Origin of the sequence: Chryseobacterium sp. X308 (assembly GCF_020733145.1) — a bacterium.
GTDB classification, from domain to species: Bacteria; Bacteroidota; Bacteroidia; order Flavobacteriales; family Weeksellaceae; genus Chryseobacterium; species Chryseobacterium cupriresistens.
In genome coordinates this window covers 111,546-135,348 of record NZ_JAJFZH010000007.1, presented here as the reverse complement: position 1 = coordinate 135,348, position 23,803 = coordinate 111,546, and the positions used below count along the sequence as shown (strand labels likewise).

Here is a 23,803-nt window from a genome sequence, read left to right as displayed (position 1 = left end):
TTACCAGTATTTTTGATTAACGGTACCATACAGGTTTAGAACTCTCTGCGTATTGTTCTGCTTTTTAGCTCTCAGATAACTGACAGAGATATTCTTATTGGTGTAATATCTTACCAGATTGTGATAATCTTTCACCTCTTTATATACTCTGTCAATAATTTCCATTCTTTCCTTATCATTCAATGATAGATTGGTAGAGGTGACAATCTGTTTTAGTTCTTTAAGCAGTTCAGTGCTTTCGTTCAATAGTGTTGAGTAACCGTTAGCGATAGCGGTTAACTCCTGAGCATTGAAATTGGGATCATTCAGCATCTTTCCGAAATTATTGACATACATTTCGGAAACATCACCCACCAATAAAACAGTCTGCTGAACTTTACGGGCATCTTTTACTAAATTGTTTACTGCTTTCAGTTTGTCATAATATTCCTTACCCTGCTCATAAACCTTTTTAACTTCATTGAAGTTCTTAACTACATTCGAAACAGTCGATGAGGTCTGTACAATTTCATTGGCGGAGTTGAGTATTCCTGAAGCCAGATTAGCCGGATCCGTAACCACAAATTGTGCTTTTGCAAATGATGTTATAGCTAATACAATAACCATAACTGTTGTAATGATTGAATTTTTCATTGTTGTAAAATTTTAAATGATTTAAGTTTCTTTTGTATTCGATTTGATTCTCTTAAGAGAAATCCTCTTGATGGCATGCTCTAAATTGCCATCAAGTTCAGAAGCCAATTGCATGACTTCCATTTTCTCCGTTTCTTCTGTGGTATAGGCCAGATATTCTTCTGTGGAAACTTCCGTGGCATATACAGCAGAGTGCGTTCCTCCTAATCCGATCCAGACTTCTTTATACAGTCTTTTCGGATCATTATTCATATTGATGGAAAGAACCTGTGCTTTTTCTTTGTCTGTAAGACCCAGCATAGACTGAATATCATCAAACTTGTTCATGTATTTCCGCTGATCCAAAAGGATCTTACAGTCTGAATTGTTGATGATGCTTTCCTTAACAATGGGAGAATGAATGATGTCATCCACCTCTTGTGTAACGACAATGGCTTCTCCAAAGAATTTTCTTACAGTTTTGAAGAGGTATTTGATGTACTCAGCCATTCCTTCTTTAGCAATTGCCTTCCAGGCTTCTTCAATCAGGATCAGTTTTCTGATTCCTTTCAGTCTTCGCATTTTGTTAATGAAAACTTCCATGATGATAATGGTTACAATGGGAAAAAGGATTTTATGATCCTTGATCGCATCAATTTCAAAAACGATAAATCGCTTAGAAAGAAGATCTAATTGCTTTTCTGAATTCAATAAGTAATCATATTCTCCGCCTTTATAATAAGGCTCTAAAACATTCAGAAAGTTGGCAATATCAAAGTCTTTTTCCCTGACTTTTTTTTGCTCTAATACTTTTTGATAATCATTTTTTACATACTCGTAAAAGCCATTAAATGAAGGGAACTGCTCATTATTTTTGATTCGATCAATATAGCCGCTGAATGCATTGGATAAAGCAACTTCTTCGGAGCGGGTTGGCGGTTCATCATCTCTTTTCCATAGTGTGAGAATAAGTGTTTTGATGCTTTCCCGTTTTTCTATATCAAAAACTCCATCATCAGTATAGAATGGATTGAAAGCAATCGGATTGTCTTCTGTATAAGTAAAGTAAACTCCATCTTCACCCTTTGTTTTACCTTTGATCAGTTCGCATAACCCCTGATAGGAATTTCCGGTGTCGACCAACAGAACATGGGCTCCCTGCTCATAATACTGCCTCACCATATGGTTGGTAAAAAAAGACTTCCCACTCCCCGAAGGTCCCAAAATGAACTTGTTTCGATTGGTAATGATTCCCTGTTTCATCGGAAGATCTGAAATATCCAGATGGATAGGTTTTCCCGTCAATCGGTCTGCCATCTTTATCCCAAAAGGTGAAGGGGAATCCTGATAATTGGTTTCTTCAGTGAAAAAACATAAGGCAGGTTCTATAAACGTGTAGAAACTTTCTTCACTCGGAAAATCTCCTGCATTCCCGGGAATTCCTGCCCAGTACAATGTTGCAGTATCTGTTGTGTTATGACGGGGTTTACATTCCATCAGTGCCAAGGCACTTCCGGTATCATTTTTTAGCTGTTTAAGCTCAGCAGGATTATCAGACCAACACATAATATTGAAATGGGCACGTATAGACTGTAGTCCGAAAGAATGCGCTTCATTGAGATACTTTTCAATCCATTCCTTGTTAATCTGATTGGCTCTGCTGTATCTTGCCAACGAATGCATATTTCTCGCAGACTTTTCAAATTTGTTTAGGTTTTCATCACTGTTATCAATAAACAGATATTGATTGTAGATGTGATTACAGCTGAGTAGCAGTCCAACCGGAGATGCAAATGAGAGCAAGCAGTCACTTCTGTCGGTGCTTAACTTTTCGTATCTGCTGTGCGAAGAAACTGTACCCGGAAGATCATCCGTATCCGAAAGAGTGTGCATGCTGATGCGGTTGTTACCGATACGCAATTCTTCTGCTCCTAAGTTGAGGTCTTGGAGAGATGGATTAATTTCTCTGGACAGAGTCAGATACTGTTCTAACAATCCCGATTGTTTTGCTGTTCCCGTAATTTCATCAGCGGTCATTTTTTCAAGGAAAACATATCCACTGTCATTCATAATCCTTTCAAACTGATCAACCGCTTCCATGAATCTGCTGATCACTTCTTTATCCCTGATCTCTTTTGGAATCAAAACTCCTTTACAAAGTGACGAGAAATTACTCTGTGTTCTCATCCTTTCCTTTGTAGTTTTGTTAAGAAACAGATAGCAATAATGATTCAGGAAAGGTCTTTCGTTAAAGTGCCTTTCAAAAGACTTGGACAGAAAATTTTGATCGTCATTAGATAAATCAGGACGGTAATTTTCCTTAATAAACCAATCCTGTTTGTGAACGATGCTGTAATCAGGTAATGTCTTTATGGCTTTAAACCAAGCCGAATGGATAGCTTCATACTCAGCTGACGCTACCGTAAACAGTTCCGGAAGACTTACCTTGAAACAAACCGTAACATCAGCATCTTTTGAAATAATGCAGTTCTCTTCTACACCTAGCAGTGGAAATCTGCTTTCCAGCGTTGTCGCTTTGGATTGATTTCTCATGCTACAGCTTTTTTAGAGTGTATCTTGATATACCTGAAAATGGATTTTCGGCTGATGATGTACCTTGGATGCTTCTTTTTTGCTCCCAATTTCATTAATCCATGTTCTCCATACTTTCTGTTGAGAGAAAAGGTCTTCCAAATGAGAAGACCAGAAATAGTTCCTCCAAGAAGTAAGCAGATATAGGTATTGACACCAGCCATATACATGATCATGATAAATACAAGTATTCCCAATAATCCTCCTGCAAAAATGAACAGGTACTGTGCTTTCAATCCTTTGAACTCTACCGTTCTTCCGATTCCTTTGTTGATATGATAGGTATTCATCATCAATGATTTTAAAGGAAGAATGAACGTAGGATGGTAGCTGCAACAATTAAGAAGATACACGCTCCAAACCAGCTGGCAGCAGTTTTACTGGTATCAGGGTCACCACTGCTGAATTTGTTGTAAACCTTGACCCCTCCAATTAAGCCTACTACCGCACCAATGGCATAAATCAGTTTCGTTGCAGGGTCAAAATAGGAAGTAACCATTTGAGTTGCTTCAGTGATTCCTGCAGAACCATTTCCCTGGGCATTCATACTCAATCCGATTAACAGAAGCAATGCTGTTAAGACGATTTTTTTTCTTTGTCTTTTCATAATGAATAGATTTTATGATGATGAAAACCCGTGCTTTACGGGTTCTGAGACAAAGGTGTTTGGTATGGGGTTGCCACCTGGGAATTTGGTGTTTTCAGGAATTGTTTGGCTCTATAATGCTTTATAAAGAATATTTTGATTACTTTCAAAAAATAGTACTTAACCATGAAAGAACAATCAAAGAGACATCACTACATACCCAAATTCCTGAATAAGAATTTTAGTGATGAAAACAATATGTTGTGGGTATATAACAAAGAATCCAAAAGAATTATCAGTAAGATGCAAAGTCCTAAAGCTATTTTCTTTGAAGATGGCAGGAATCTTTTTGATATAAATGGGAATATGGGGATAATATCGAAAGGATGTATGAGAAGTAGATACTTTACTGTCTAAAACTTTAACAAAAATTTTAAAAAGTCAGCAGATGAGCGGTAGAGAACTTACATGGATGATTTATTTGGCTAATTTAACAAAGTGGAGAGTTCCAAAAGTTGATGATATTGCTAAAAATCTTGTTAAAGATATTCCTATAGAACAATTGGGTTAGCGATACGTCCAACTGACCCAGATCAGAAAATAATGGCAGAAAAAGGTGATCTTCATTTTTTACAAAAAGCTGTTTTTGATCAAATAGTTTAGTGCTTTATAAAGAAAATAGGGAACTTCAAATGAATTTCCCTATTTCAAAATCATTGAGATCGCTTTTCCGCATATCGGAAGAACCGGATATTCCTTCATTGTTAAAAGAATTATCTAATAGTAATGCTATTTTATGGGAATCATTTTCCATAGAATTCTCAAGTAAGGTATATAATTCGGTTCCATAAGTTTTTTGAACGATCGCTGCTGCTGTTTCCTTTTGAGATAAGGTAAAACTATTTTGTTTCACAAACATCTCCACAGAGCTCAGTTCTTCAAAGGTAATCCCTTGGGCTAAACTGTTATCCTCACCGATTATTCTATACTTTTTCCATTCTTCTTCCTCTTCAATAAAATCAGGTTCATTATTAAAACCATATTCCGGCTCTTCCTGCGGATTTAATAGACTGATATTTTCGCTGATATCATATTCTATGTCTAAATTAGAGGGATCAAAACCAAGTTCATTTTCTTGTCTTTCAGAGGAAGTCATTGTCATAGAATGGAGTGAAGTTTTTGCTTCACCCATAATATTGAGTTGCTTTTTATTATTTGCTTGGTCTTCAGTTTTGTGACAATGGGATTGTTTTCGGATAATTTTGTCATGGAGTAATAGCAGAATTATGATCAGAAGACAAATAATGATGAGAGTCTCCATAGTTATAAAATGGGTTTAAAGTGATTGTTAAAATACTCCGTAATCTCGTTTCCATATTCCAGAAAATGCTGTTCAAGAATATTGTCAATATAGGAATAGAGAGTTGTCCTTTCTTCTCTGGAAAGCTGTACAATCCGCAATAATATTTCATGATACTCGGGGCGTATGTAGACCACTTTACCATTCCTTCCTGAAGGAAAGCGATTGGTTAAAAAGGTCTTTTCATAGTTCAGTTTTTTAAAAGAATTGGTTTTTGCTTTTTCTTTGGACTTTTGAACAGCTGGTTTGGTTGTATGATTTTGTTCGTCAAGAGCCGTTTGTTCACCACTGATGACCTGCATTAAATACTCTTCATCAACAGTAGCCTTTTCTAAATCGTTGTTCTCATTGTTTGTAGCCATCTTTTGGGTTTTATAGATTTGTGATTCTTAGAAACTCTTCAATAAACAGATCCATTCTTGTCACTTTTAAAAGCGTATAGTCTGCTGGTAACAGTGTTGATCTGAAAATACTGTTTCCGATATGGTCGGATTCCTTACGAAATCGTTTACTGTCCATGATTCGCGTATCCATTATATTCATCTGAAGAGTCGCAATCGCTTTTTCGTAGATTTCGTATAACCCGGTCTTTTCCCGACCATCAATCTGATTCCAGAATAGCCATAACGCTTGTTGCGAAAAATCATGCTCACCGGAAGGAAGCGCCATAAAAGCTTTGGTAAATCCTAACGTACTTTCTACAACCAAACGGTCAGCAGTCATGGGAGCAAAAATAAAATCCATTGATTTCAAGGTCGTCAGCACCCCTTTGGTATTGGCGGTACCAGGCAGATCATAAAAGATAATATCCGGAACTATGGTAGTTTGTTTAATATATCGGGTAGCTTCTTCTATTGCATTTTCTGCCTTACAGCGTATAATCGGATATGCTTTCTTATTGATCAGTTGGAATTGTTTCATAGCAGCCTTCTTATGGTACTCGTTGAGCATAATTGCTTTTTTATCACGTTCCCTCATATTGCTTAGGCTGTATTGTGGAAAATCACAATCCATGACTAAAACATTGTATCCCAGGCGGTAATGTAATACGCCGGCAAGTAATATGGTAATCGTCGATTTTCCCACACCTCCTTTTTGAGTGGAGAAACTTACTTTTAAAGTTTTTTTTGTTGCTTTCATGATGCATGTATTTATTGTTGTTTTATAATGTTGAATGGTAAGAATCTGTATAAGTTGATTTATATGTAGGGGTACTCCTGTATTATCTTAAAATTCTAAAGATGTATACATTTACATCATTTTTACAGGGTATATCTACAACTGCTTTGCTGAGAGAATACCTTTTTTTGAATATCTCTAACTGCTTTTCTGCTTTTACGCTTTTATAGTTTTAAAACTTTACATTTTTATAATTTACCCGTTTCATCATCAACTTTATGTGTTGCTGTAAAGGAAAGAGTTTTCAAAACCAGTGCTGATCTTCAGGTGGTACCTGGTGTTATTTGGCAGTTATTGGAAGGGGGAAATATTGTAGATATCCGGTTGTTTCTGTTTACCTTGTTGTTTACAATTTTAAGAAGAGTTGGTGTTTATTACAACATCTGAAAGATGTTGATCGCTTGTTACAATATTTTTTGTGATATGGTAAATAGGGTGTTCCCCTGAACACGGCAAGTTGTGTTTTGAGTGCCTCATAACTGTTTTTTGTGCCTCAAAACAACTTGCCCTGCCGGGAGCTTTGAAACACTCTCCGAAGTCGAGGTTTATAAACTTTAAATGGAAATCTAATGAATGATCAGAAAAATAATAAGAGAGGTAAAGGTGGGCGAAAGCCAAAGATAAACCCTTGTAATCACCGGTATGTTTTTCGGCTGGATGATGAAGATAATAGCAAATTTCTGTCTTTATTTGAAGCCTCTGGAATAGATAATAAAGCTAAATTTATAACTTCCGTATTGTTTTCAAAAGAAATAAAAACAGTAAAAATTGATAAAGGTACTGTTGATTTTTACATGAGGCTGACTTCCTTTTATTCCCAGTTCAGAGCAGTGGGCGTGAATTACAATCAGGTAGTTAAGTTATTATATACTCATTTTACCGAAAAAAAAGCTGCGGCATTTCTGTTTCTATTGGAGAAACATACTGCTGAGCTTTCAGCTTTATGCCGGAAAATTATTGAATTGGCTAATGAATTTACTAACGGGAATAGAGAAAAATGATGGTTCAATGATTGTAAAAATTGGCAGAAGCAGTAATTTATACGGTGCCTTAGCCTATAATCATCATAAGGTGGAAAAGGGACAAGGACAAATTTTGTTGATGAATAAAATGGTGGAATCCACAGATGGGAAATATACTATACCCCAACTCTTGAGATCTTTCGATCCTTATCTGGCTGCCAATCAAAAAACGGAAAAACATACTTTACATATATCGCTTAATCCAGATCCGAATGATAAGGTCAGTGATAAGGATTTTGTGAAGATGGCAGAAGAGTATATGAATGGAATGGGGTACGGTGAACAGCCTTACATGGTTTTTAAACACACTGATATCGACCGTATCCATATTCATATTGTGTCTGTATGTGTTGATGAAAATGGCAGGAAAATATCAGATCGATTTGAGAAAAGGCGGTCGATGAATATGTGCAGACAACTCGAAAATACCTATGATTTATGGCCAGCTGCAGAAAGGCAGAATGTGAAAAACAACCTGGTTTTCAAACCGGTTGATTATCAGACTGGAAATATTAAACATCAGATCGCCTCCGTCATCAGGAATATAGCTGATGTGTATTCCTTTAAAACACTTGGAGAGTACAATGCGCTGCTTTCACTTTTCAATATAGCAGTTGAAAAAATTGAAGGCGAATTGCATGGAAAACCACAGCGGGGGTTGGTGTATTTTGCATTGGATACAAACAAACATAAAATTGGAAACCCATTGAAAGCTTCAAGCATTGGAAAAGCTGCACTCTTACCTGCACTGGAGTCTCATTTTTTAAAAAGTAAAGAATCTATTCTTCAATCGAATAAAACTGAAATAAAGGGCTGGATTGATAATGCCCTCAAAGTGAGTCATCATGAAAAAGATTTTGTGGAGAATTTAAAGTCTGTGGGTGTTAATACGGTAATCCGCAGAAATGAAGGTGGACGGATTTATGGAATTACGTTTATCGATCATAACACCCGAACAGTATGGAATGGTTCAAATTTGGGAAAAGAATATTCCGCTGCTGTTTTTAATGATTTATGGAAGAACCAGGAGCATTTAAATAAATCCTCTGATGCAAAGCAGGCAGAAGCTGAATCACTCCCAACAAATCAATTTTTATCCCTTCAACTTCATCCCTTATTTGGATTTTTAAATAATGACAATGATGATTTACGTGACACTGAATCAATGGACTCATTTCCCGGATTGTTGCCAACGGTGCAGAGAGAAGACGATGAAGAACGAATTTTTTCACAGCAAATGCGAAAGTGGAAAAAGAAAAGAAAAAGATAATCTGATGATTTCTTACCCTTAGCCTTCTTTTTGCATAATTGCCTGTACTTTTTGCTGTAATTCCTTTTTATCAGGTAAATACAACTGGTATTTGGAAACAAATATTTTATTAGAAATACCACCTGTTGCATATTCCACCAATACTTCATCTTTTTCCGCAGAAAGGATAATGCCTATAGGCTCATTATCATCCACAACATTTTCTTCAGATTTAAAGTAGTTCAGATATAAATTCATTTGTCCTATATCATTGTGCTCAACCTGTTTTATTTTTAAATCAATCAGCACAAAACATTTTAAGATACGGTGGTAGAATACAAGATCAATATAAAAATGCCTGTTACGAAGTGATATCTTATACTGTCTTCCGACAAATGTAAAACCCTTTCCCAGTTCTAAAAGAAACATCTGCAGATTGTCAATAATCTTCTGTTCCAATGCTTTTTCGGTAACACGATGACTTTGAGGTAATTTGAGAAAGTCCAGGACATACGGATCTTTTATAGCCTCTGTGGAATCGGTTACGATATGACCTTTTTCCGCCAGTTGCAGTACGCCCTTTTTATCTTTGCTCAATGCCAGTCTTTCAAAAAGGGAAGAGTTGATCTGCCTTTCCAGTTCACGGTAGCCCCAATTTTCCAGTACTGCCTGTTTTTCATAGAACTTCCTTGCCGTATCATCAGAAATGCCCAGCAAAGTAACCAGATGAGTCCAGCTTAATTTGGCAGGCACTGCCTGCCATTTTTGATAGGTCAGATAAAATCTGCGCATATCTAAAATATTACGCCTGCCAAATCCTTTGCCGTAACGCTGCCTCAGATCTTTGGAAAGTGTTGCCAGTAAGTTACTTCCGTATTCTGCACGTTCCTCACCATGCTGCTCGTATTCCACGATATGCCTGCCAATTTCCCAGTTGGCTTTCACCAGTTCAGTATTAACTGCCTTGACCGCATTTTGTCTTGCAACCTCAATAGCGGATCCGATACTGTCCAGTAATTCAGTGTATTTTGATTGTACAGGTTTCATTGATATTTTGTTATAAGACAAATGTAAAAAATTCCTTGGTCAACAACTGCTATGATTCATGAGAAAATAAATTTCGATACTGTGCCAAATGCTTCCTTATAATGCCTGACACTGCCAGTGTAGAAAGCAGACTTCTGTTACCCGATAAATTCATCATCCTAACTCTAAAAATAAATGATATGCAGGGTGAAGATGATCTACGGGGCTTAGCTAAAATTATGGCTTTTATGCGTACCGTCAGTATTTTAATGGTACTGATGCATTATTACTGGTATTGTTATCCATTTTTTCATGAAAAAGGATGGACATTGGAAGTTATCAACAGAATACTGCTGAATTTCCAAAGAACGGCAGGGTTGTTCTCTCACTGTCTCTATACAAAAGTTTTTAGCATTGTATTACTCTCTCTAAGCTGCCTGGGAACAAAAGGAGTAAAAGACGAGAAGATAACCTGGCCTCGGATTATCGGCTTCATGGCAGTAGGAACGGTGTTGTTTTTCTTGAATACTATTTTGCTGAAATGGGGCGGGGCAGGCATTCTTTTATATACGATTTCAATGTCAGTAGGATATATCCTCCTAATGGTATCAGGGGTATGGATGAGCCGTTTGTTAAAACATAACCTGATGGATGATGTATTCAATAATGAGAATGAAAGTTTTATGCAGGAAACCCAACTGATGGAAAATGAATATTCTGTTAACCTTCCCACTAAATTCTATTATAAAGGAAAATGGAATCAAGGCTGGATTAATATTGTTAACCCATTCAGGGCAACCATTGTCCTGGGGACACCAGGTTCAGGGAAATCATACGCCATTGTTAATAATTATATCAAACAGCAGATTGAGAAGGGGTTCTCCATGTACATCTATGATTTTAAGTTTGATGATCTTTCAACAATTGCTTATAATCATGTATTGAAACATCAGGATAAATACAAAGTAAAACCGAAATTTTATGTCATTAATTTTGATGATCCCCGAAGAAGCCATCGGTGCAATCCTTTAAATCCTGACTTTATGACGGATATTTCAGATGCCTATGAAGCAGCTTACACCATCATGCTCAATTTAAACAGAACCTGGATTCAAAAGCAAGGAGACTTCTTCGTGGAATCCCCCATTATTCTTTTAGCTGCTATTATCTGGTTCCTGAAAATATATGAAAATGGTAAATACTGCACTTTTCCGCATGCCATTGAATTACTCAATAAAAAATACTCTGATGTTTTCACAATATTAACTTCTTATACTGATCTTGAGAATTATCTTTCCCCTTTCATGGACGCGTGGCAAGGTGGCGCACAAGACCAGCTTCAGGGGCAGATCGCCTCTGCTAAGATTCCTTTATCACGAATGATATCTCCTCAGCTATATTGGGTCATGACCGGAGATGATTTTTCATTGGATATCAACAATCCGAAAGAACCGAAAATATTATGTGTAGGGAATAACCCGGATCGGCAGAATATCTATTCAGCAGCACTGGGTTTGTACAATTCCAGAATCGTAAAACTCATCAATAAAAAAGGACAACTAAAGAGTTCAGTGATTATTGATGAATTGCCTACGATTTATTTCCGGGGATTGGATAATCTGATTGCAACCGCAAGAAGCAATAAAGTAGCTGTCTGCTTAGGATTTCAGGATTTTTCTCAGCTGATCAGAGATTACGGAGACAAAGAAAGTAAAGTGATTCAGAATACAGTAGGCAATATATTCAGCGGACAGGTAGTCGGAGATACCGCAAAAAATCTTTCAGAGCGTTTTGGAAAGATTTTGCAGAAAAGGCAAAGCATAACCATCAACAGAAATGATAAATCTACTTCCATATCTACCCAGCTGGACAGCTTGATACCGGCTTCCAAAATCTCAACATTAAGCCAGGGAATGTTTGTAGGAGCTGTATCTGATAATTTTGATGAAAGAATTGAACAGAAAATGTTTCATGCAGAAATCGTAGTGGATAATGAGAAAGTAGCTGAAGAAACTAAATTTTATCAGCGGATACCAGAGATTTTATCATTTGTAAATGATAGTGGAGAAGACCGGTTCACATCAATTATTGAAGAGAACTATAAAAAAGTGAAGCTTGATATGGTAGAGATTATTGAAAATGAAATGAAGCGTATTAAAGCCGATCCTGAGTTACAGCATTTAATACCCAAAAAATAAAGTAAAAATCCCCGGAGACCGGGGATAAAAAACTAATAACCATGAAAACTCAAATTAAACATGAGAATCGAGTGCAAATTTAAAACAAATGATTCTCTTTTCCGATTTACTGTGTCTATGCGTTATATTGTTAATTAAGTTTGCTTTTATAAGAGTTGTGAGATTAGAAAATCGATAGTATTGAGCTGCTTTATCGTCTTTTTTGTTCAAATTCAAATGAACTTTCAGCTTTTTCGTTAAGGATGATATGGGCATTAAAAGTTTTACCTGATCTGCTTTTCATACCCTTGATTAATGCGGTTCTCCCGTTTTCGACAAGTCTTTCAATGTCGGCTGTTTCGATCAGGGTTCCGCAGATATTTCGGAATTGATACCAGTTACAATACGTATCAGGACATTTTATAACACGATCATCAATCATCAATGACTGGGTTTTACATTTGGGACATACAATACCGGGAAGATGAGTTCTTTCAATTTTTATCTGCAGTAATTCTTCCGTGATCGTCATCGTGTAGTTTTCAATGTTCTTTTGAAATTCAGCAGCACCCAATTCATTATTCTCAATATCCTCCATGGACTGTTCCCATTCTGCAGTCATAGAAACGTCCGCAATTTTTTTATCCTTAACTAAATCATATACCTGTAAGCCTTTATCAGTAGGAATAAGCAGTTTCTTTTGCCTTCTGATATACCCACTGTCAAGCAGTGTCTCAATAGTAGAGGCACGCGTGGCAGGAGTGCCGATTCCGATATTCTTTACATATTTTCGCTGCCCTGTTTCTTCAATATTTTTGCCTGCATTTTCCATTGCAGAAAGCAAGGTTCCTTCGGTATAAAGGCTGGGAGGCTGCGTTTTCTTTTCCAGAACAGCAAACATTTTAATCTTTAGATCCATTTCTTCTTTTAACTCAGGAAATTGCCGGATTTCTTCGATACCTTCAGAAAAATTGCCGTTGACATGGCGCCAGCCTGTTTGTAATATCTTTTGTCCCTTAGCTGTAAAATCATAGTGAAGTACCTGTAAACTGATTTCTGTGATCTCTTTGACACATGGCGGTGAGACGGCCTCAAATAATCGAAAAGCAATCAGATCATATATCACCTTTTCTTCTGAAGTAAGTACTGAAGGTATTTTTTCTGTGGTAAGCAGCCCGTGATGATCGGTAACTTTAGCATTCTTGACAATGCTTTTATTGAAGTTTCCCCATGGGATTATCCTTGCTGCGGTTTTATAAGGTTCCCATTCCTGCAGTACTCTTATGAGATCTGGAATGTCCGGCCATAGATCTTCTGAAATATATTGGCTGCCCGTACGTGGATAGGTAATGAACCTTTTTTCATAAAGGCTTTGGGCAATATCGAGTGTTCGCTCAGCACTGAAGCTGAATCTTTTATTAGCTTCCTTCTGAAGGCCGGTTAAGTCAAACAGAAGAGGAGCATGTTCTGTTATGGGGTGTGAAGTAATCGCAGTGACTGTTGCTTTAGTCCTGTTTCTTTCCAGTGATTTTACAAAGTCCTCAGCTTGTTTTTTATCGCTGAATTTGAGTACTCCAAGACTTTTGAACTCCACAAAATCTTTTTGATGCATAAGCTCAATCTGCCAGTATTGCTGGCTTGTGAACTCTTTATATTCTCTATAACGTTTGCAGAGTAAAGCTAAAGTGGGAGTCTGGACCCTTCCAAGTGAATATAACCCGTCATCTGCTGCTATAGTTAGTGCCTGGGTCGTGTTAATATCTAATAACCAGTCGGCTCTGTTTCTGCACTGAGCAGCATGGAATAATCCATCATATAGGTGACCCGGCTTCAGATTTTGAAAACCGTGCCTAATGGCTTTTTCAGTGAGTGAACTGATCCATAATCTTTCAAATGGCAGGGTACAGTTCAAATACTCATAGATGTACCGGAAGATCAGTTCCCCTTCTCTTCCTGAGTCTGTAGCAACAATAATACTGCTGCATGATGTAAACAATTTTTCTATGATTTTTAGCTGTTTGGATACGCCAGGATCAGTTATCAGTTGTTTTTCTTTTCTTACTTTTCTGATGGTTAGTTTAAAAGGGTCAGGTAAAATAGGTAAAGTCTGCTTTTTACAAGCTGAAATGCCATAATCTTCTGGCATCCCGAGTGTAATCAAATGGCCAAAAGCCCAGGTAACGGCATAGCCATTACCGGTCAGATATCCATCTTTCTTTTCTGTTGCTCCCAAAACCATTGCTATTTCTCTGGCAACACTTGGCTTTTCTGCTAATACTGCTTTCATAATGATTATTAATTGAAGTGGGTATTATAGGCGTTTTCTAGCGCGCAACTGAGCTTTGTCCTGTTTTAACTGCTGTCTTTTGTCTTTAGGTGCCTGCTGACCCTTTTGTAGAGGCTTCTTTAAATGCTTGGTGGCTTCGTTGGTCTTGCCTTCTGAATTCACTACTGTCTGGGTTGTATGCTCCTCAGTAGGCTTTGCCTTATGTTGGATTTTATCAGGATTCTGAAATGAGAAATCGATTTTTCCGTTCTCCTTATTAAGAGTGATATATCCCTGATAGGGCTGATTCTTTTTATCCAGCAATCCGTCGAGATAAATCGTTTGGCCTGCTTTAAACTGACTATACTGCTCGTCACTTAATTCTTTGCCTCTGAATGATCTTGGTATCTCTGTCTGTGTATGGGTTTGAGATTGTTGCTGAATCTGCTTTTGATCAAAAAGAAATTCAACATACTTTTTATCAGCATTAAACTGGACATGGGCATTGAAAGGTTCCCCTTTAGTAGAGATCATCCCTTCCAGATATAATGCTTTGCCCTCTATAAGCGTCTGCTTTTGGGCTTCATCTAATCTAACACCCTTGATTTCATCAGGAACTTTCATGTACTCCGCTCGATAGGCAACAAGTTCATTAGTCAGCCGGTCTCTGCTGATAAGGGAAGGAATGATTTCATCAGTCTTTGGATTGACAAGATCTACAACACGTCCCATATTTCCGGTTTCCATTAGATTTTTACGGTCTTCAGCAGTAAATTCATGACCTAGAAACTTAAAATTGAAATTAGGTTCTTTTCTGATGCCGTGGAGATTGATCATGACATTGCCGGCATCATTAGTGCTGAGTGAAAGACGGGCGTCTATCCGGATAAGCGCTGTTCCGAGATTAAGACTGATGGGAACGAGACCATTGGTTTTGAATCCTCTTAGCATGGGTTCCAGGGCATTGGCTTTTTCTAATTTTTCCTGCGTCAGCCCAAATTTTGACATCATATCCCAGTCGATCTGATCCTGGGAGTACTGATATTCTTTTTCTGATGATGGATTTGTACTCATTGTAATGGTGTTTGGGGTTACTATTTTATAGGTCTTCAGAAATTCTTCACCTTTACTGCTTGAATGCTTGAGGTAATGCTCAATCTGTTTTCCAATTTTTTCAGATTCTTTGAGAGGAGAGGTAAAAAAATTAAATGAAGTAGGGTTTTTGAGCTGGCTGAGGAAATTGGAAAAAAAGTTGGAAAATAAATCGCCCTGCTTATCAATTTTTAAAAACTGATTCTGGTTTTTCCGGGTATTGGATACTGTTTTCAGATCACCTTTTTCATCAACAGTTTTTACCACTTCTATTTTGTTGGTCTTAGGGTTTAAAACCAGCAGAGTATTAATTAATGCAGGATCAGGATTTTGGGTATTTGCTATATCTTCCATGATGTTAAGTATTGATTTAACATCGAAGTTAGACCTATTGGATAGGAAAAGTTAAAAGTGGAAGTAGATGGGGATATTTGGCTGGGATTGTCTGGAAAATACCAATAAGACATTAATTTTTTAACAGCTTTTTGTTGCTACTATGGTAAAAATAATTAATTTTACGCCGTCTCGATCGAGACGTTTTTTTTTTCATCATTTGTGTTTTTTGTCCTGTTTTATTATTGATAAAACAGGATTTTTATCTATAACTGGAGTGCTTTTCAAAAAGATTCATACCAATAATTTTATTATGCATGTTGTCATAGATCAGCTCTACCGAAAAATTTGAAATTTCATACAAAACATATCTTGATTGGGAAACCATTCTTTCACTGATGATGCGTCCATGAGTTAGTACAAGTTCATATTGTGTCTGGCGATCGGTTAAATTCTGAAAATCGTAATAGGAGATATTCATAGTTATAATAATGGGATAGTGTAAATTATTTTAATCTAATTTTTTTGAAAACTTTTCATCAAGTATCCGGATATCTTTTTGAATCCCAAGCAGTATTTCCTTCACATTATAGTTTTCAAAAAGCTCAGGTTCAAAATCTTCAGGAAATATTCCAGAAGCATACTGCCATACTTCAACGATTTCTCCGAAAGGAATATCATAAGGTGTATAAAATGAATTGTCAGCTGCTACGGTTATTGATTTTTCATTCAAAGAGATAAGTCTTTTATAAGAGATACCATCATTCAGGGTGACGAAAACATAACTTTTGCCGGACTTTAAATCCTTTATATTTTCTATATATTTCCCGACAATGTAAGAACCGTCTTTAAAGGGCGGCATGGAATCGCCTTTTGCCGGAAACGCTCTGTATTTTCCGTTGGTCAGAAAGGGTAGTGAAATTCTCTGTAAGCTTTCAATATATTCAGGATCACTGTATCCTGATAAATATCCCATGGAGGCTTTTTGGGGAACAATTTCAATACTGTTGTTACCTAATTGATCAACGACAACTGGTAGAACAATTCTATTATCCGGAAGTCTCAATACATCTTCTAAAGGATATTTCCTGATATCCACTGTCAAAAGAAGATCAATACTTAAATTGAAATACTTTGAAATTCTGATCAGTATTTCGTAGGGGGCTTCCGAACGCCCGTCCTCATATTTTGAATACCGGACCCTGCTCAGCAAAATTTTATCCGCCAGTTCCTGCTGGGATAATTTTTTCTGAGTTCTTAAAAACCTGATGTTATCTGAAAAAATTGACATTGATACAAATTGTATCTGCAAATATATGAAAAATGATACATATAGTATCTAATTTTGTGACGTGAACCGGGCGATTGTACATATGGATCTGGATACATTCTTTGTATCCTGCGAGAGACGTAATAATTCTCAGCTTGACGGAATTCCCCTGATTATTGGCGGAGGTGACCGTGGAGTGGTAGCATCATGCTCCTATGAAGCAAGGAAATTTGGAGTCCGTTCTGCCATGCCGATCCGAATGGCAGTCCGGTTGTGCCCTGATGCGAAAGTCATCCGGGGAGACCATGAGCTGTATTCCAATTTATCTCATACTGTGACTGAAATTATCCAGGAAAGAGTTCCGGTAATGGAAAAGGCGAGTATTGATGAATTTTATCTGGATCTTTCAGGTATGGATAAATTTTTCGGTTGCTATCAGTGGACCCAGGAAATTGCGGCAGCTGTTACCAAAGAAACAGGACTTCCTATAAGCTTTGCTTTATCTGCTAATAAAACTGTTTCAAAGATAGGAACGGGAGAAGCGAAACCGGTGGGCCGACTGGAAATTAAAGATTTGGAGATCAAACCTTTTTTAAATCCATTATCCATTAAAAAGATTCCGATGGTGGGAGATAAAACTTTTCAGTTATTATCAAGAATTGGAATCCGTACCATTCATACTTTATCTGAAATGCCCATGTTGGTATTGCAACAGATGATCGGCGTGAACGGAAAAGAGCTTTGGAAAAAAGCCAATGGAATTGATGAAAATCCTGTAGTTCCTTATTCGGAAAGAAAATCCATTTCTACAGAGAGAACTTTTACCAATGATACTACGGATGTCTTAGAACTGAAAAGACTGATATCGGGAATGGCGGAACAGTTAGCGTATCAGCTCAGAAAGGAAAAATGGCTGACATCCACAGTGGTTGTAAAAATACGGTATGCCAATTTTGATACGGAAACCAAACAATGCAAAGTTTCTTACACTTCTGCAGATCATACCCTGTCAAGAGTGGCTCTGGAATTATTCAATAAAGTATATACCAGAAGAATGAGACTTCGTCTGGTAGGGCTGCGCTTTACCGGCCTCGTACATGGGAATCACCAGATGAATCTGTTTGAAGATACTGAGGAGCAGATGAATTTATATCAGACCATGGATTATCTGAAAAACCGCTACGGTATGGGAGCAGTTGGGAGAGCTTCAGGTTTTGATTTTGAAAAATAATTTTAAATTTTTAATAATGTTTTTGAATTGTCATTCTTTTCACAGCCTCCGATATGGGACCCTATCCATAGAGGAATTGGTGAAGCAGGCTTATGCATCAGGGAGTACAGAAATGGTACTGACGGATATCAATACCGTTACCGGTATTTATGATTTTAAGAAAGAATGCGAACGGGTGGGTATTAAACCTATTGTGGGCGTTGAGGTCCGCAAGGAAGGCAAACTTCTTTATATTGCTGTTGCAAAAGAGTTTTCAGGAATAAGAGAAGTCAATACCATTATTACTCAGCATAACTGTGACGATAAGGAACTTTCAGAGACAGCGCCGGAATTTGAAAATATCTTTGTGGTTTATCCTATGAGTAATATCCCGGAAGTCTTAAAGGAAAATGAACGGGTTGGGGTGAGAATAGAAGAACTGAATTTTTTGATAAGACCTGAGTACCGGAAACTGATTTCCAGAATGGTAGTTCTGCATCCTGTTACATTCAGAACCGGTGAGGAGTATAAACTGCATAAAATTCTCAGGGCCATTGATCATAATACCTTATTGTCAAAGCTCACTAAACGGGATATATGCAGGGAATCAGAATATTTTATGACTGAAAAGGAGATTGCAAAGGCATTTGAAAGATATCCGGAGATTGTTACAAGAACAAAAGCAATGCTGGCACAATGCAGCTTTGAATTTGATTTTAAAAAGGTAAAGAATAAACAATTTTATACAAAATCAAAAGCAGATGATGTAAAATTACTTCGCAGGCTGGCATATTCAGGACTGGAAAAAAGATACGGAACTCATCATGAAATGGCCAGATTAAGAGTGGAAAAAGAACTGAAAGTGATCGATGAACTTAATTTCTGTTCTTATTTTTTAATAACCTGGGATATTATCCGTTACAGCAACAGCTTGGGGCTTATGCATGTGGGAAGGGGAAGTGGTGCTAATTCTATTGTAAGCTATTGTCTGGGAATAACCGACATCTGTCCTTTGGAATTGGACCTGTATTTTGAACGTTTCTTAAATCTTAACCGGAAGTCTCCGCCTGATTTTGATATCGACTGGAGCTGGCAGAACAGGGATACGATATTGGAGTATGTTTTTGACCGGTATGGAAAGGATCATGTAGCCTTTTGCGGAACCAATGTGGAGTTTAAATACCGGTCTATTTTCAGAGAAGTGGGAAAAGTGTTTGGACTTCCTAAAGAAGAATTGGATGATCTGGCGACAAAGCCTATGGAAGACCATGAAAGGAACAAGGTAGTGCGGATGGTACAAAAGTATGGTAAGCTGCTGGAGAAATTTCCCAATCAGAGAAGCATGCATTCCTGTGGAATTCTGATTTCTGAAGAACCCATTACAAGTTATACGGCACTTGAAATGCCTCCCAAAGGTTTTCCGATTGTTCAGTTTGATATGAATGTGGCAGAAGATATCGGGTTGGAAAAATTTGATATTCTTTCCCAGAGAGGACTGGGTACCATCAATGATACGGTAGCTCTTATTAAGAAAACAAAAGGAATCGCTGTGGATATCCGCGATACATCACTGTCAAAAGATGAAGAAAAGACCAATGAATATCTGGCGATAGGAAGAACCATCGGCTGTTTTTATATAGAATCTCCCGCCATGCGCGGTCTTTTAAGAAGACTTAAGTGTGATAATTACAGAACACTGGTCGCCGCTTCCTCCATTATCCGCCCAGGAGTGGCTCAGAGCGGAATGATGCGGGAATATATTTTCAGGCATAACCATCCGGATCAGTTTGAATATTTTCATCCGGTATTTGAAGAGCATCTGAAAGAAACCTATGGCATTATGGTATATCAGGAAGATGTGATTAAGATTGCCCAGTACTTTGGAGGATTATCATTAGCGGACGGGGATATCTTACGAAGAGCCATGAGCGGAAAAGGAAGATCGATTAAAAAGCTTCAGCAGGTGAAGGATAATTTCTTTGCATCCTGTAAGGAGAAGGGCCATTCGGAACTGTTGACCGCTGAGGCATACAGACAGATTGAATCTTTTGCCGGGTATTCTTTCTGTAAAGCACACTCGGCATCCTACGCGGTGGAGAGTTATCAGAGTCTGTATTTAAAGGTATATTACCCATTGGAATTTATGGTGTCAGTGATTAATAACCAGGGAGGTTTTTATAGAACTGAAGTCTATATTCATGAAGCAAAAATGTCGGGCGGAAATATCCAGGTTCCCTGTATTAATAACAGTGAGTATCAGACAACACTGAAAGGGACGGATATCTATCTGGGATTAATGCTTTTGGAAGGGCTGGAAACAAGAATTGCCCACGGTATTGTCGAGGAAAGAAAAACCAACGGAGTATATACATCATTGGAGAATTTTATAAGACGTATTCCCATTGGTATTGAAACCATACAGATCCTGATTTTTATCGGCGCCTTCCGGTTTACTGGAAAACCTAAAAATGAACTGCTTGTTGAGGCGAGAGTTCTGCTTGTTAACTTTAAGCCTGAAAACAGAGGGCTAATGCTGATTGAAGAACCGGTTCAGGAATTTAAGCTTCCTGAATTAAAGCGGGAACATTTTGAGGATGCCTTTGATGAAATTGAACTCATTGGGTTTCCTGTTTCATACAGCCCTTTTGATCTGTTACAGACCCGGTACCGGGGTTCTGTTTTGGTGAAGGATTTATTGAAGTTTCATAAGCAGCAGGTTAAAATGCTGGCGTATCTGATTTCAAGAAAACATGTTCCTACCAAGAAAGGCACCATGTATTTTGGTACGTGGATCGATGTGAACGGAGATTATTTTGATACCGCTCATTTTCCGGACAGTCTAAAGAAATACGATTTTCAGGGCGGCGGATGTTATCTGCTCCTTGGAACCGTGGAAGTTGATTTTCATTTTCCTACCGTTACCATTCATAAAATGGCAAAGATGCCCATGATTCCTGATCCAAGGTATGCTTATGATAAAGAAAAACAATATGATATTCACAGGCAGATCAGGGAAGATGTAAGCATGACCTATAGAGAACCTTATCCGCAGGCCCATGAGATTGGATTGCCAAGACATAAGATACAGTAGCAATAGTAAAATTTTTGATAAGAAGAATTATGAATCAGTTAAGTTTATTCGATACAGAAGCTTTCTATGAATTTCCAAAGGATCTTTTGGAATACAGGGAGCATTTTCTAAGTAAAGAGCAAGCTGATCAGTTAAAAGATAAGCTGCTCAATACCGCGTCATGGGAACAGCGTACACAGAAAATGTATGATAAAATGATATTGACTCCACGGCTGACAGCATGGTATGGGGATTCAAAAGATTATGGTGCTCAAAAAAAAGAAAGGGCAAGAAATCCATGGACTCCTGAACTGTTCTTGCTCAAGGAAAGGATAGAAAAAGAGTTTAACTGTAAGTTTAATGGAGTTTTATTAAATCTCTACAGAGACCATAATGATTCTGTGGCCTGGCATAGAGATAAAGAAAGCCGGTATGGTAAACGGCCTGTGATTGCCTCTATCAGCCTTGGGCAAACCAGGAACCTTGATTTCAGGAAAAAAGACCACCATGCCAGTAAGTACAGTTTACCGCTTCCGCATGGTTCTCTGCTTATCATGAAAGGCGATTTGCAGGAAAACTGGGAGCATCGGATAGCTAAATCTATAATACCCATGAAAGAGCGGATTAATCTGACGTTCAGGTTAGTTCTTGATTCTTAGGTGTGTATAGATGTTTTTAAGGTAATAACCTGTTTTTCATGGTTTACTGTTATTGAAAGTATTTTGAAAATACGTATCTGAAAAACAGGTTATTCTTTTTTATGGCTCAAGCCCAGGGCCGCCACATGAATTATACGGAACGCATGTTAATTTATCATTTATAAAACATAGTCTGGTACAATCTGCTCCGCCAACAATTGTTTTTAATTCTGCTTTGTTAAGCTTTTTTAAATTTTTCATATTAATATATTTTATGTTCACAACAAATCTCAAGAATAATTATTATATAATAGTTTAAATTAACGAATTTTAACGTTCAAACCTTGTTTGTTACTTTGCATTCCAAAATTGATGTTCTAAGAAATGATCGTTTTTTAACAATAATACTATATTCGTTGACCCCATACTTTTTCTCTATTCTATCAGATCTGGTAGTACAATAGTTGTTATAATTTATCAAAAAACTTCAACCGGCAGGGTTCCATTTTTCTAGGGATAAAATACGACATGTTTTGTCGTTTACGGAGTGTATTTTTGTAAAATAAAATGGTTGATAATGTGGATGCATATTATTGGGAATTCTAGCAATGCTAGGTTTGAAAAGTTAAATTAATAAAATAACAATACCTTTGAAGTCATTTAATTTTGAGTTTGAAAAACATGCAGGGAAATGAGTTGGCATATCAGGTTTATTCTCCGGGATCGGTACTTGGCCTTTTTAGTAATGCATTAAAACTTAATGCAACGGTTAATCTTATTTATCTTAAGGGAAGATACTCTTTTGGTGGTGGGAAGGCCTATGGAAATTATTACTATGATAATTTATTTTCAGAATCTGATACAATTTCTATTGGGGTACGGGTTTCTGCGTTACTGAGAAGTAAGATTGAAAATAATGAGATCTATACCCTCAGAGGATATATTGAGAAAAGTATTAAGAACTCTTCTGTGGAACTTCGCTTTGTAGTCGATGAGATTATTCAGCAGGAAGAACGCGCAATTTCGGAGGAAGAATTACAGAGATATGAGCTTATCCAGAAGAAGCTTGGGAAGGGTTCTAAGGACCTGGAAACTGTGATCAGAGAAAAGATTCTGAAAGATGAACCGATCCGAATTGCTAACATTTATGGAAATAATGCGATTGTACAAAGAGACTTTGCAGAAGGATTGGATGTTTCCCAGAAGTATTTCCAGGTCTCGGAATATACCTGCAGTATTACTTCATCGACCTCTATTGTTTCCAAACTTGAAGAAGTTTCAGCATTAGGCTACGATATCATAGCATTGGTAAGAGGTGGGGGAGACAAACAAAGTATGGAAACTTTTAATGATTTACAGCTTTCAGAATTGTTTATTACAATAGAAGCAGTGACAGTCACAGCAATAGGGCATACGGTAGATGAAACTTTGCTCGATAAGCTGGCAGATAAAAGATTTCATCTTCCTCATGATTATGGAGCAGGGCTTCGCTCCATCGTTGAAAAGTTGTCTCATGAAAAATCAAATTCCCGGGCATTACTGATTGATGAAGTTAAAAAGGATGTAGGCAAACAGTTTGCAGAGCAAGTGTTAACACTAGAAAAGCAGCTTAAAACGAAAAATGACGAATTTACCGAAGCACAGAAAAACTTTAAGGAGCAGGCTGAAAATCAGGTAAAGATTTTTACGGAGCAGCTTAAGGTTCGTAATGAAGAGGTAGAGAAGTTAAAGAAGGATCTTACTGAAAAACATGGCCAGCAGGTAAAAACTTTAACAGATCAGCTTTCAAAAAGAACTGAAGAGTTCCAGAAATTTCAGGAGTCTTCTGCTAAACAGCTTCAGGAAACACAAAAGAGTTTTTCAGAACAGCAGAAACTAAGACAGCAGGAAATGGAAAGCTATAAAAAGGAACTCAATGTTTTACATGAGAAAAACTTACAGTCAGTTATTAATGAGAAGACAGCTTCTCTAAAGGCTGCAGTAGAATCTTTACAGCAGGAAAATGTAAGACTGAATACAGAGGTTAAAAATAGTAAAACAGATTATATAAAGATTGTAATCGCAGCTGTTATAGCTTTAGTAACAGGGTTTTTATTGGCAAAGTTATTTTAAAGCAGCATA

22 protein-coding genes are annotated in these 23,803 nt (G+C 37.4%); 9 read left to right on the top strand and 13 right to left on the bottom strand.

The features are described from left to right. The 4 genes from LIV57_RS10275 to LIV57_RS10260 are packed head-to-tail and all read right to left on the bottom strand — an operon-like array spanning nucleotide 1 to nucleotide 3,811. Nucleotides 1-633 (bottom strand): DUF4141 domain-containing protein, encoded by a 633-nt coding sequence (locus LIV57_RS10275; protein ID WP_227942496.1) that lies wholly within the window; start codon nucleotides 631-633, stop codon nucleotides 1-3. Nucleotides 634-654: 21 nt separating this feature from the next. After that, nucleotides 655-3,165, bottom strand: coding sequence for a TraG family conjugative transposon ATPase (locus tag LIV57_RS10270; protein WP_227942495.1), 2,511 nt, complete (start codon nucleotides 3,163-3,165; stop codon nucleotides 655-657). Beyond that, on the bottom strand, nucleotides 3,162-3,494 hold the full coding sequence (locus LIV57_RS10265) for a DUF4133 domain-containing protein (RefSeq protein ID WP_227942565.1): 333 nt from the start codon (nucleotides 3,492-3,494) through the stop codon (nucleotides 3,162-3,164). Before LIV57_RS10265 ends, LIV57_RS10270 begins: the two co-directional genes overlap by 4 nt. 11 nt (nucleotides 3,495-3,505) lie before the next feature. Further along, entirely contained in the window at nucleotides 3,506-3,811 is a 306-nt protein-coding gene (locus tag LIV57_RS10260) for a DUF4134 domain-containing protein (RefSeq protein WP_227942494.1), read from the bottom strand. Between the two features lie 165 nt (nucleotides 3,812-3,976). Here LIV57_RS10260 and LIV57_RS22970 point away from each other — a divergent pair, with 165 nt between their 5' ends. Beyond that, nucleotides 3,977-4,207, top strand: a complete 231-nt coding sequence (locus tag LIV57_RS22970; protein ID WP_227942493.1) for a DUF4238 domain-containing protein — start codon at nucleotides 3,977-3,979, stop codon at nucleotides 4,205-4,207. Nucleotides 4,208-4,238: 31 nt separating this feature from the next. Then, the gene (locus LIV57_RS22890) at nucleotides 4,239-4,361 is read left to right on the top strand and encodes a hypothetical protein (protein WP_262908318.1); all 123 of its coding nucleotides are present in this window, start codon (nucleotides 4,239-4,241) and stop codon (nucleotides 4,359-4,361) included. 117 nt (nucleotides 4,362-4,478) lie between these two features. Here the strand turns inward: LIV57_RS22890 and LIV57_RS10250 are convergent, their stop codons facing one another. The 3 genes from LIV57_RS10250 to LIV57_RS10240 are packed head-to-tail and all read right to left on the bottom strand — an operon-like array spanning nucleotide 4,479 to nucleotide 6,290. After that, entirely contained in the window at nucleotides 4,479-5,111 is a 633-nt protein-coding gene (locus tag LIV57_RS10250; protein ID WP_227942492.1) for a conjugal transfer protein TraD, read from the bottom strand. 2 nt (nucleotides 5,112-5,113) lie between these two features. Continuing rightward, complete coding sequence (locus LIV57_RS10245; RefSeq protein ID WP_227942491.1) at nucleotides 5,114-5,512, bottom strand: DUF3408 domain-containing protein; 399 nt, start codon at nucleotides 5,510-5,512, stop codon at nucleotides 5,114-5,116. 10 nt (nucleotides 5,513-5,522) lie between these two features. Beyond that, nucleotides 5,523-6,290, bottom strand: a complete 768-nt coding sequence (locus LIV57_RS10240; RefSeq protein ID WP_227942490.1) for a ParA family protein — start codon at nucleotides 6,288-6,290, stop codon at nucleotides 5,523-5,525. 608 nt (nucleotides 6,291-6,898) lie between these two features. Between LIV57_RS10240 and mobA the strand changes: the two genes are divergently transcribed. Then, entirely contained in the window at nucleotides 6,899-7,330 is a 432-nt protein-coding gene (gene mobA / locus LIV57_RS10235) for a conjugal transfer protein MobA (protein ID WP_227942489.1), read from the top strand. Then, nucleotides 7,299-8,621 (top strand): conjugal transfer protein MobB, encoded by a 1,323-nt coding sequence (gene mobB / locus LIV57_RS10230; protein ID WP_317259037.1) that lies wholly within the window; start codon nucleotides 7,299-7,301, stop codon nucleotides 8,619-8,621. Before mobA ends, mobB begins: the two co-directional genes overlap by 32 nt. An 18-nt stretch (nucleotides 8,622-8,639) precedes the next feature. Here mobB and LIV57_RS10225 read toward each other — a convergent pair whose 3' ends face one another. Next, the gene (locus LIV57_RS10225) at nucleotides 8,640-9,647 is read right to left on the bottom strand and encodes a YhcG family protein (protein ID WP_227942488.1); all 1,008 of its coding nucleotides are present in this window, start codon (nucleotides 9,645-9,647) and stop codon (nucleotides 8,640-8,642) included. Nucleotides 9,648-9,826: 179 nt separating this feature from the next. Here LIV57_RS10225 and mobC point away from each other — a divergent pair, with 179 nt between their 5' ends. After that, nucleotides 9,827-11,824, top strand: coding sequence for a conjugal transfer protein MobC (gene mobC, locus LIV57_RS10220; RefSeq protein ID WP_227942563.1), 1,998 nt, complete (start codon nucleotides 9,827-9,829; stop codon nucleotides 11,822-11,824). A gap of 190 nt (nucleotides 11,825-12,014) precedes the next feature. On the opposite strand, the gene LIV57_RS10215 is transcribed toward mobC, so the two are convergent. From LIV57_RS10215 to LIV57_RS10200, 4 genes are all read right to left on the bottom strand, one after another. Beyond that, complete coding sequence (locus LIV57_RS10215; RefSeq protein ID WP_227942487.1) at nucleotides 12,015-14,090, bottom strand: type IA DNA topoisomerase; 2,076 nt, start codon at nucleotides 14,088-14,090, stop codon at nucleotides 12,015-12,017. A gap of 24 nt (nucleotides 14,091-14,114) precedes the next feature. Next, entirely contained in the window at nucleotides 14,115-15,515 is a 1,401-nt protein-coding gene (locus LIV57_RS10210) for a DUF3945 domain-containing protein (RefSeq protein WP_227942486.1), read from the bottom strand. Nucleotides 15,516-15,756: 241 nt separating this feature from the next. After that, nucleotides 15,757-15,975 (bottom strand): hypothetical protein, encoded by a 219-nt coding sequence (locus LIV57_RS10205; protein ID WP_120231288.1) that lies wholly within the window; start codon nucleotides 15,973-15,975, stop codon nucleotides 15,757-15,759. A gap of 30 nt (nucleotides 15,976-16,005) precedes the next feature. Beyond that, nucleotides 16,006-16,785 (bottom strand): XRE family transcriptional regulator, encoded by a 780-nt coding sequence (locus tag LIV57_RS10200; protein WP_120231287.1) that lies wholly within the window; start codon nucleotides 16,783-16,785, stop codon nucleotides 16,006-16,008. A 61-nt stretch (nucleotides 16,786-16,846) separates the two neighbouring features. Here LIV57_RS10200 and dinB point away from each other — a divergent pair, with 61 nt between their 5' ends. From dinB to LIV57_RS10185, 3 genes are read left to right on the top strand one after another with little or no spacing between them, the layout of a single operon-like run. Further along, nucleotides 16,847-17,995 (top strand): DNA polymerase IV, encoded by a 1,149-nt coding sequence (dinB, locus tag LIV57_RS10195; RefSeq protein WP_227942485.1) that lies wholly within the window; start codon nucleotides 16,847-16,849, stop codon nucleotides 17,993-17,995. A 16-nt stretch (nucleotides 17,996-18,011) separates the two neighbouring features. Next, entirely contained in the window at nucleotides 18,012-21,065 is a 3,054-nt protein-coding gene (locus LIV57_RS10190; RefSeq protein WP_227942484.1) for a DNA polymerase III subunit alpha, read from the top strand. 29 nt (nucleotides 21,066-21,094) lie between these two features. Then, nucleotides 21,095-21,703 (top strand): alpha-ketoglutarate-dependent dioxygenase AlkB family protein, encoded by a 609-nt coding sequence (locus tag LIV57_RS10185; RefSeq protein ID WP_227942483.1) that lies wholly within the window; start codon nucleotides 21,095-21,097, stop codon nucleotides 21,701-21,703. Between the two features lie 99 nt (nucleotides 21,704-21,802). Here LIV57_RS10185 and LIV57_RS10180 read toward each other — a convergent pair whose 3' ends face one another. After that, a complete protein-coding gene (locus tag LIV57_RS10180) occupies nucleotides 21,803-21,943 on the bottom strand; it encodes a bacteriocin-like protein (RefSeq protein ID WP_110010354.1) in 141 nt (46 codons plus the stop codon). Between the two features lie 420 nt (nucleotides 21,944-22,363). On the opposite strand from LIV57_RS10180, the gene LIV57_RS10175 reads away from it, so the two are divergent. Beyond that, nucleotides 22,364-23,794: an exodeoxyribonuclease VII large subunit gene (locus tag LIV57_RS10175; RefSeq protein WP_227942482.1), complete on the top strand. Its 1,431-nt coding sequence runs from the start codon at nucleotides 22,364-22,366 to the stop codon at nucleotides 23,792-23,794. Nucleotides 23,795-23,803: the final 9 nt, after the last annotated feature.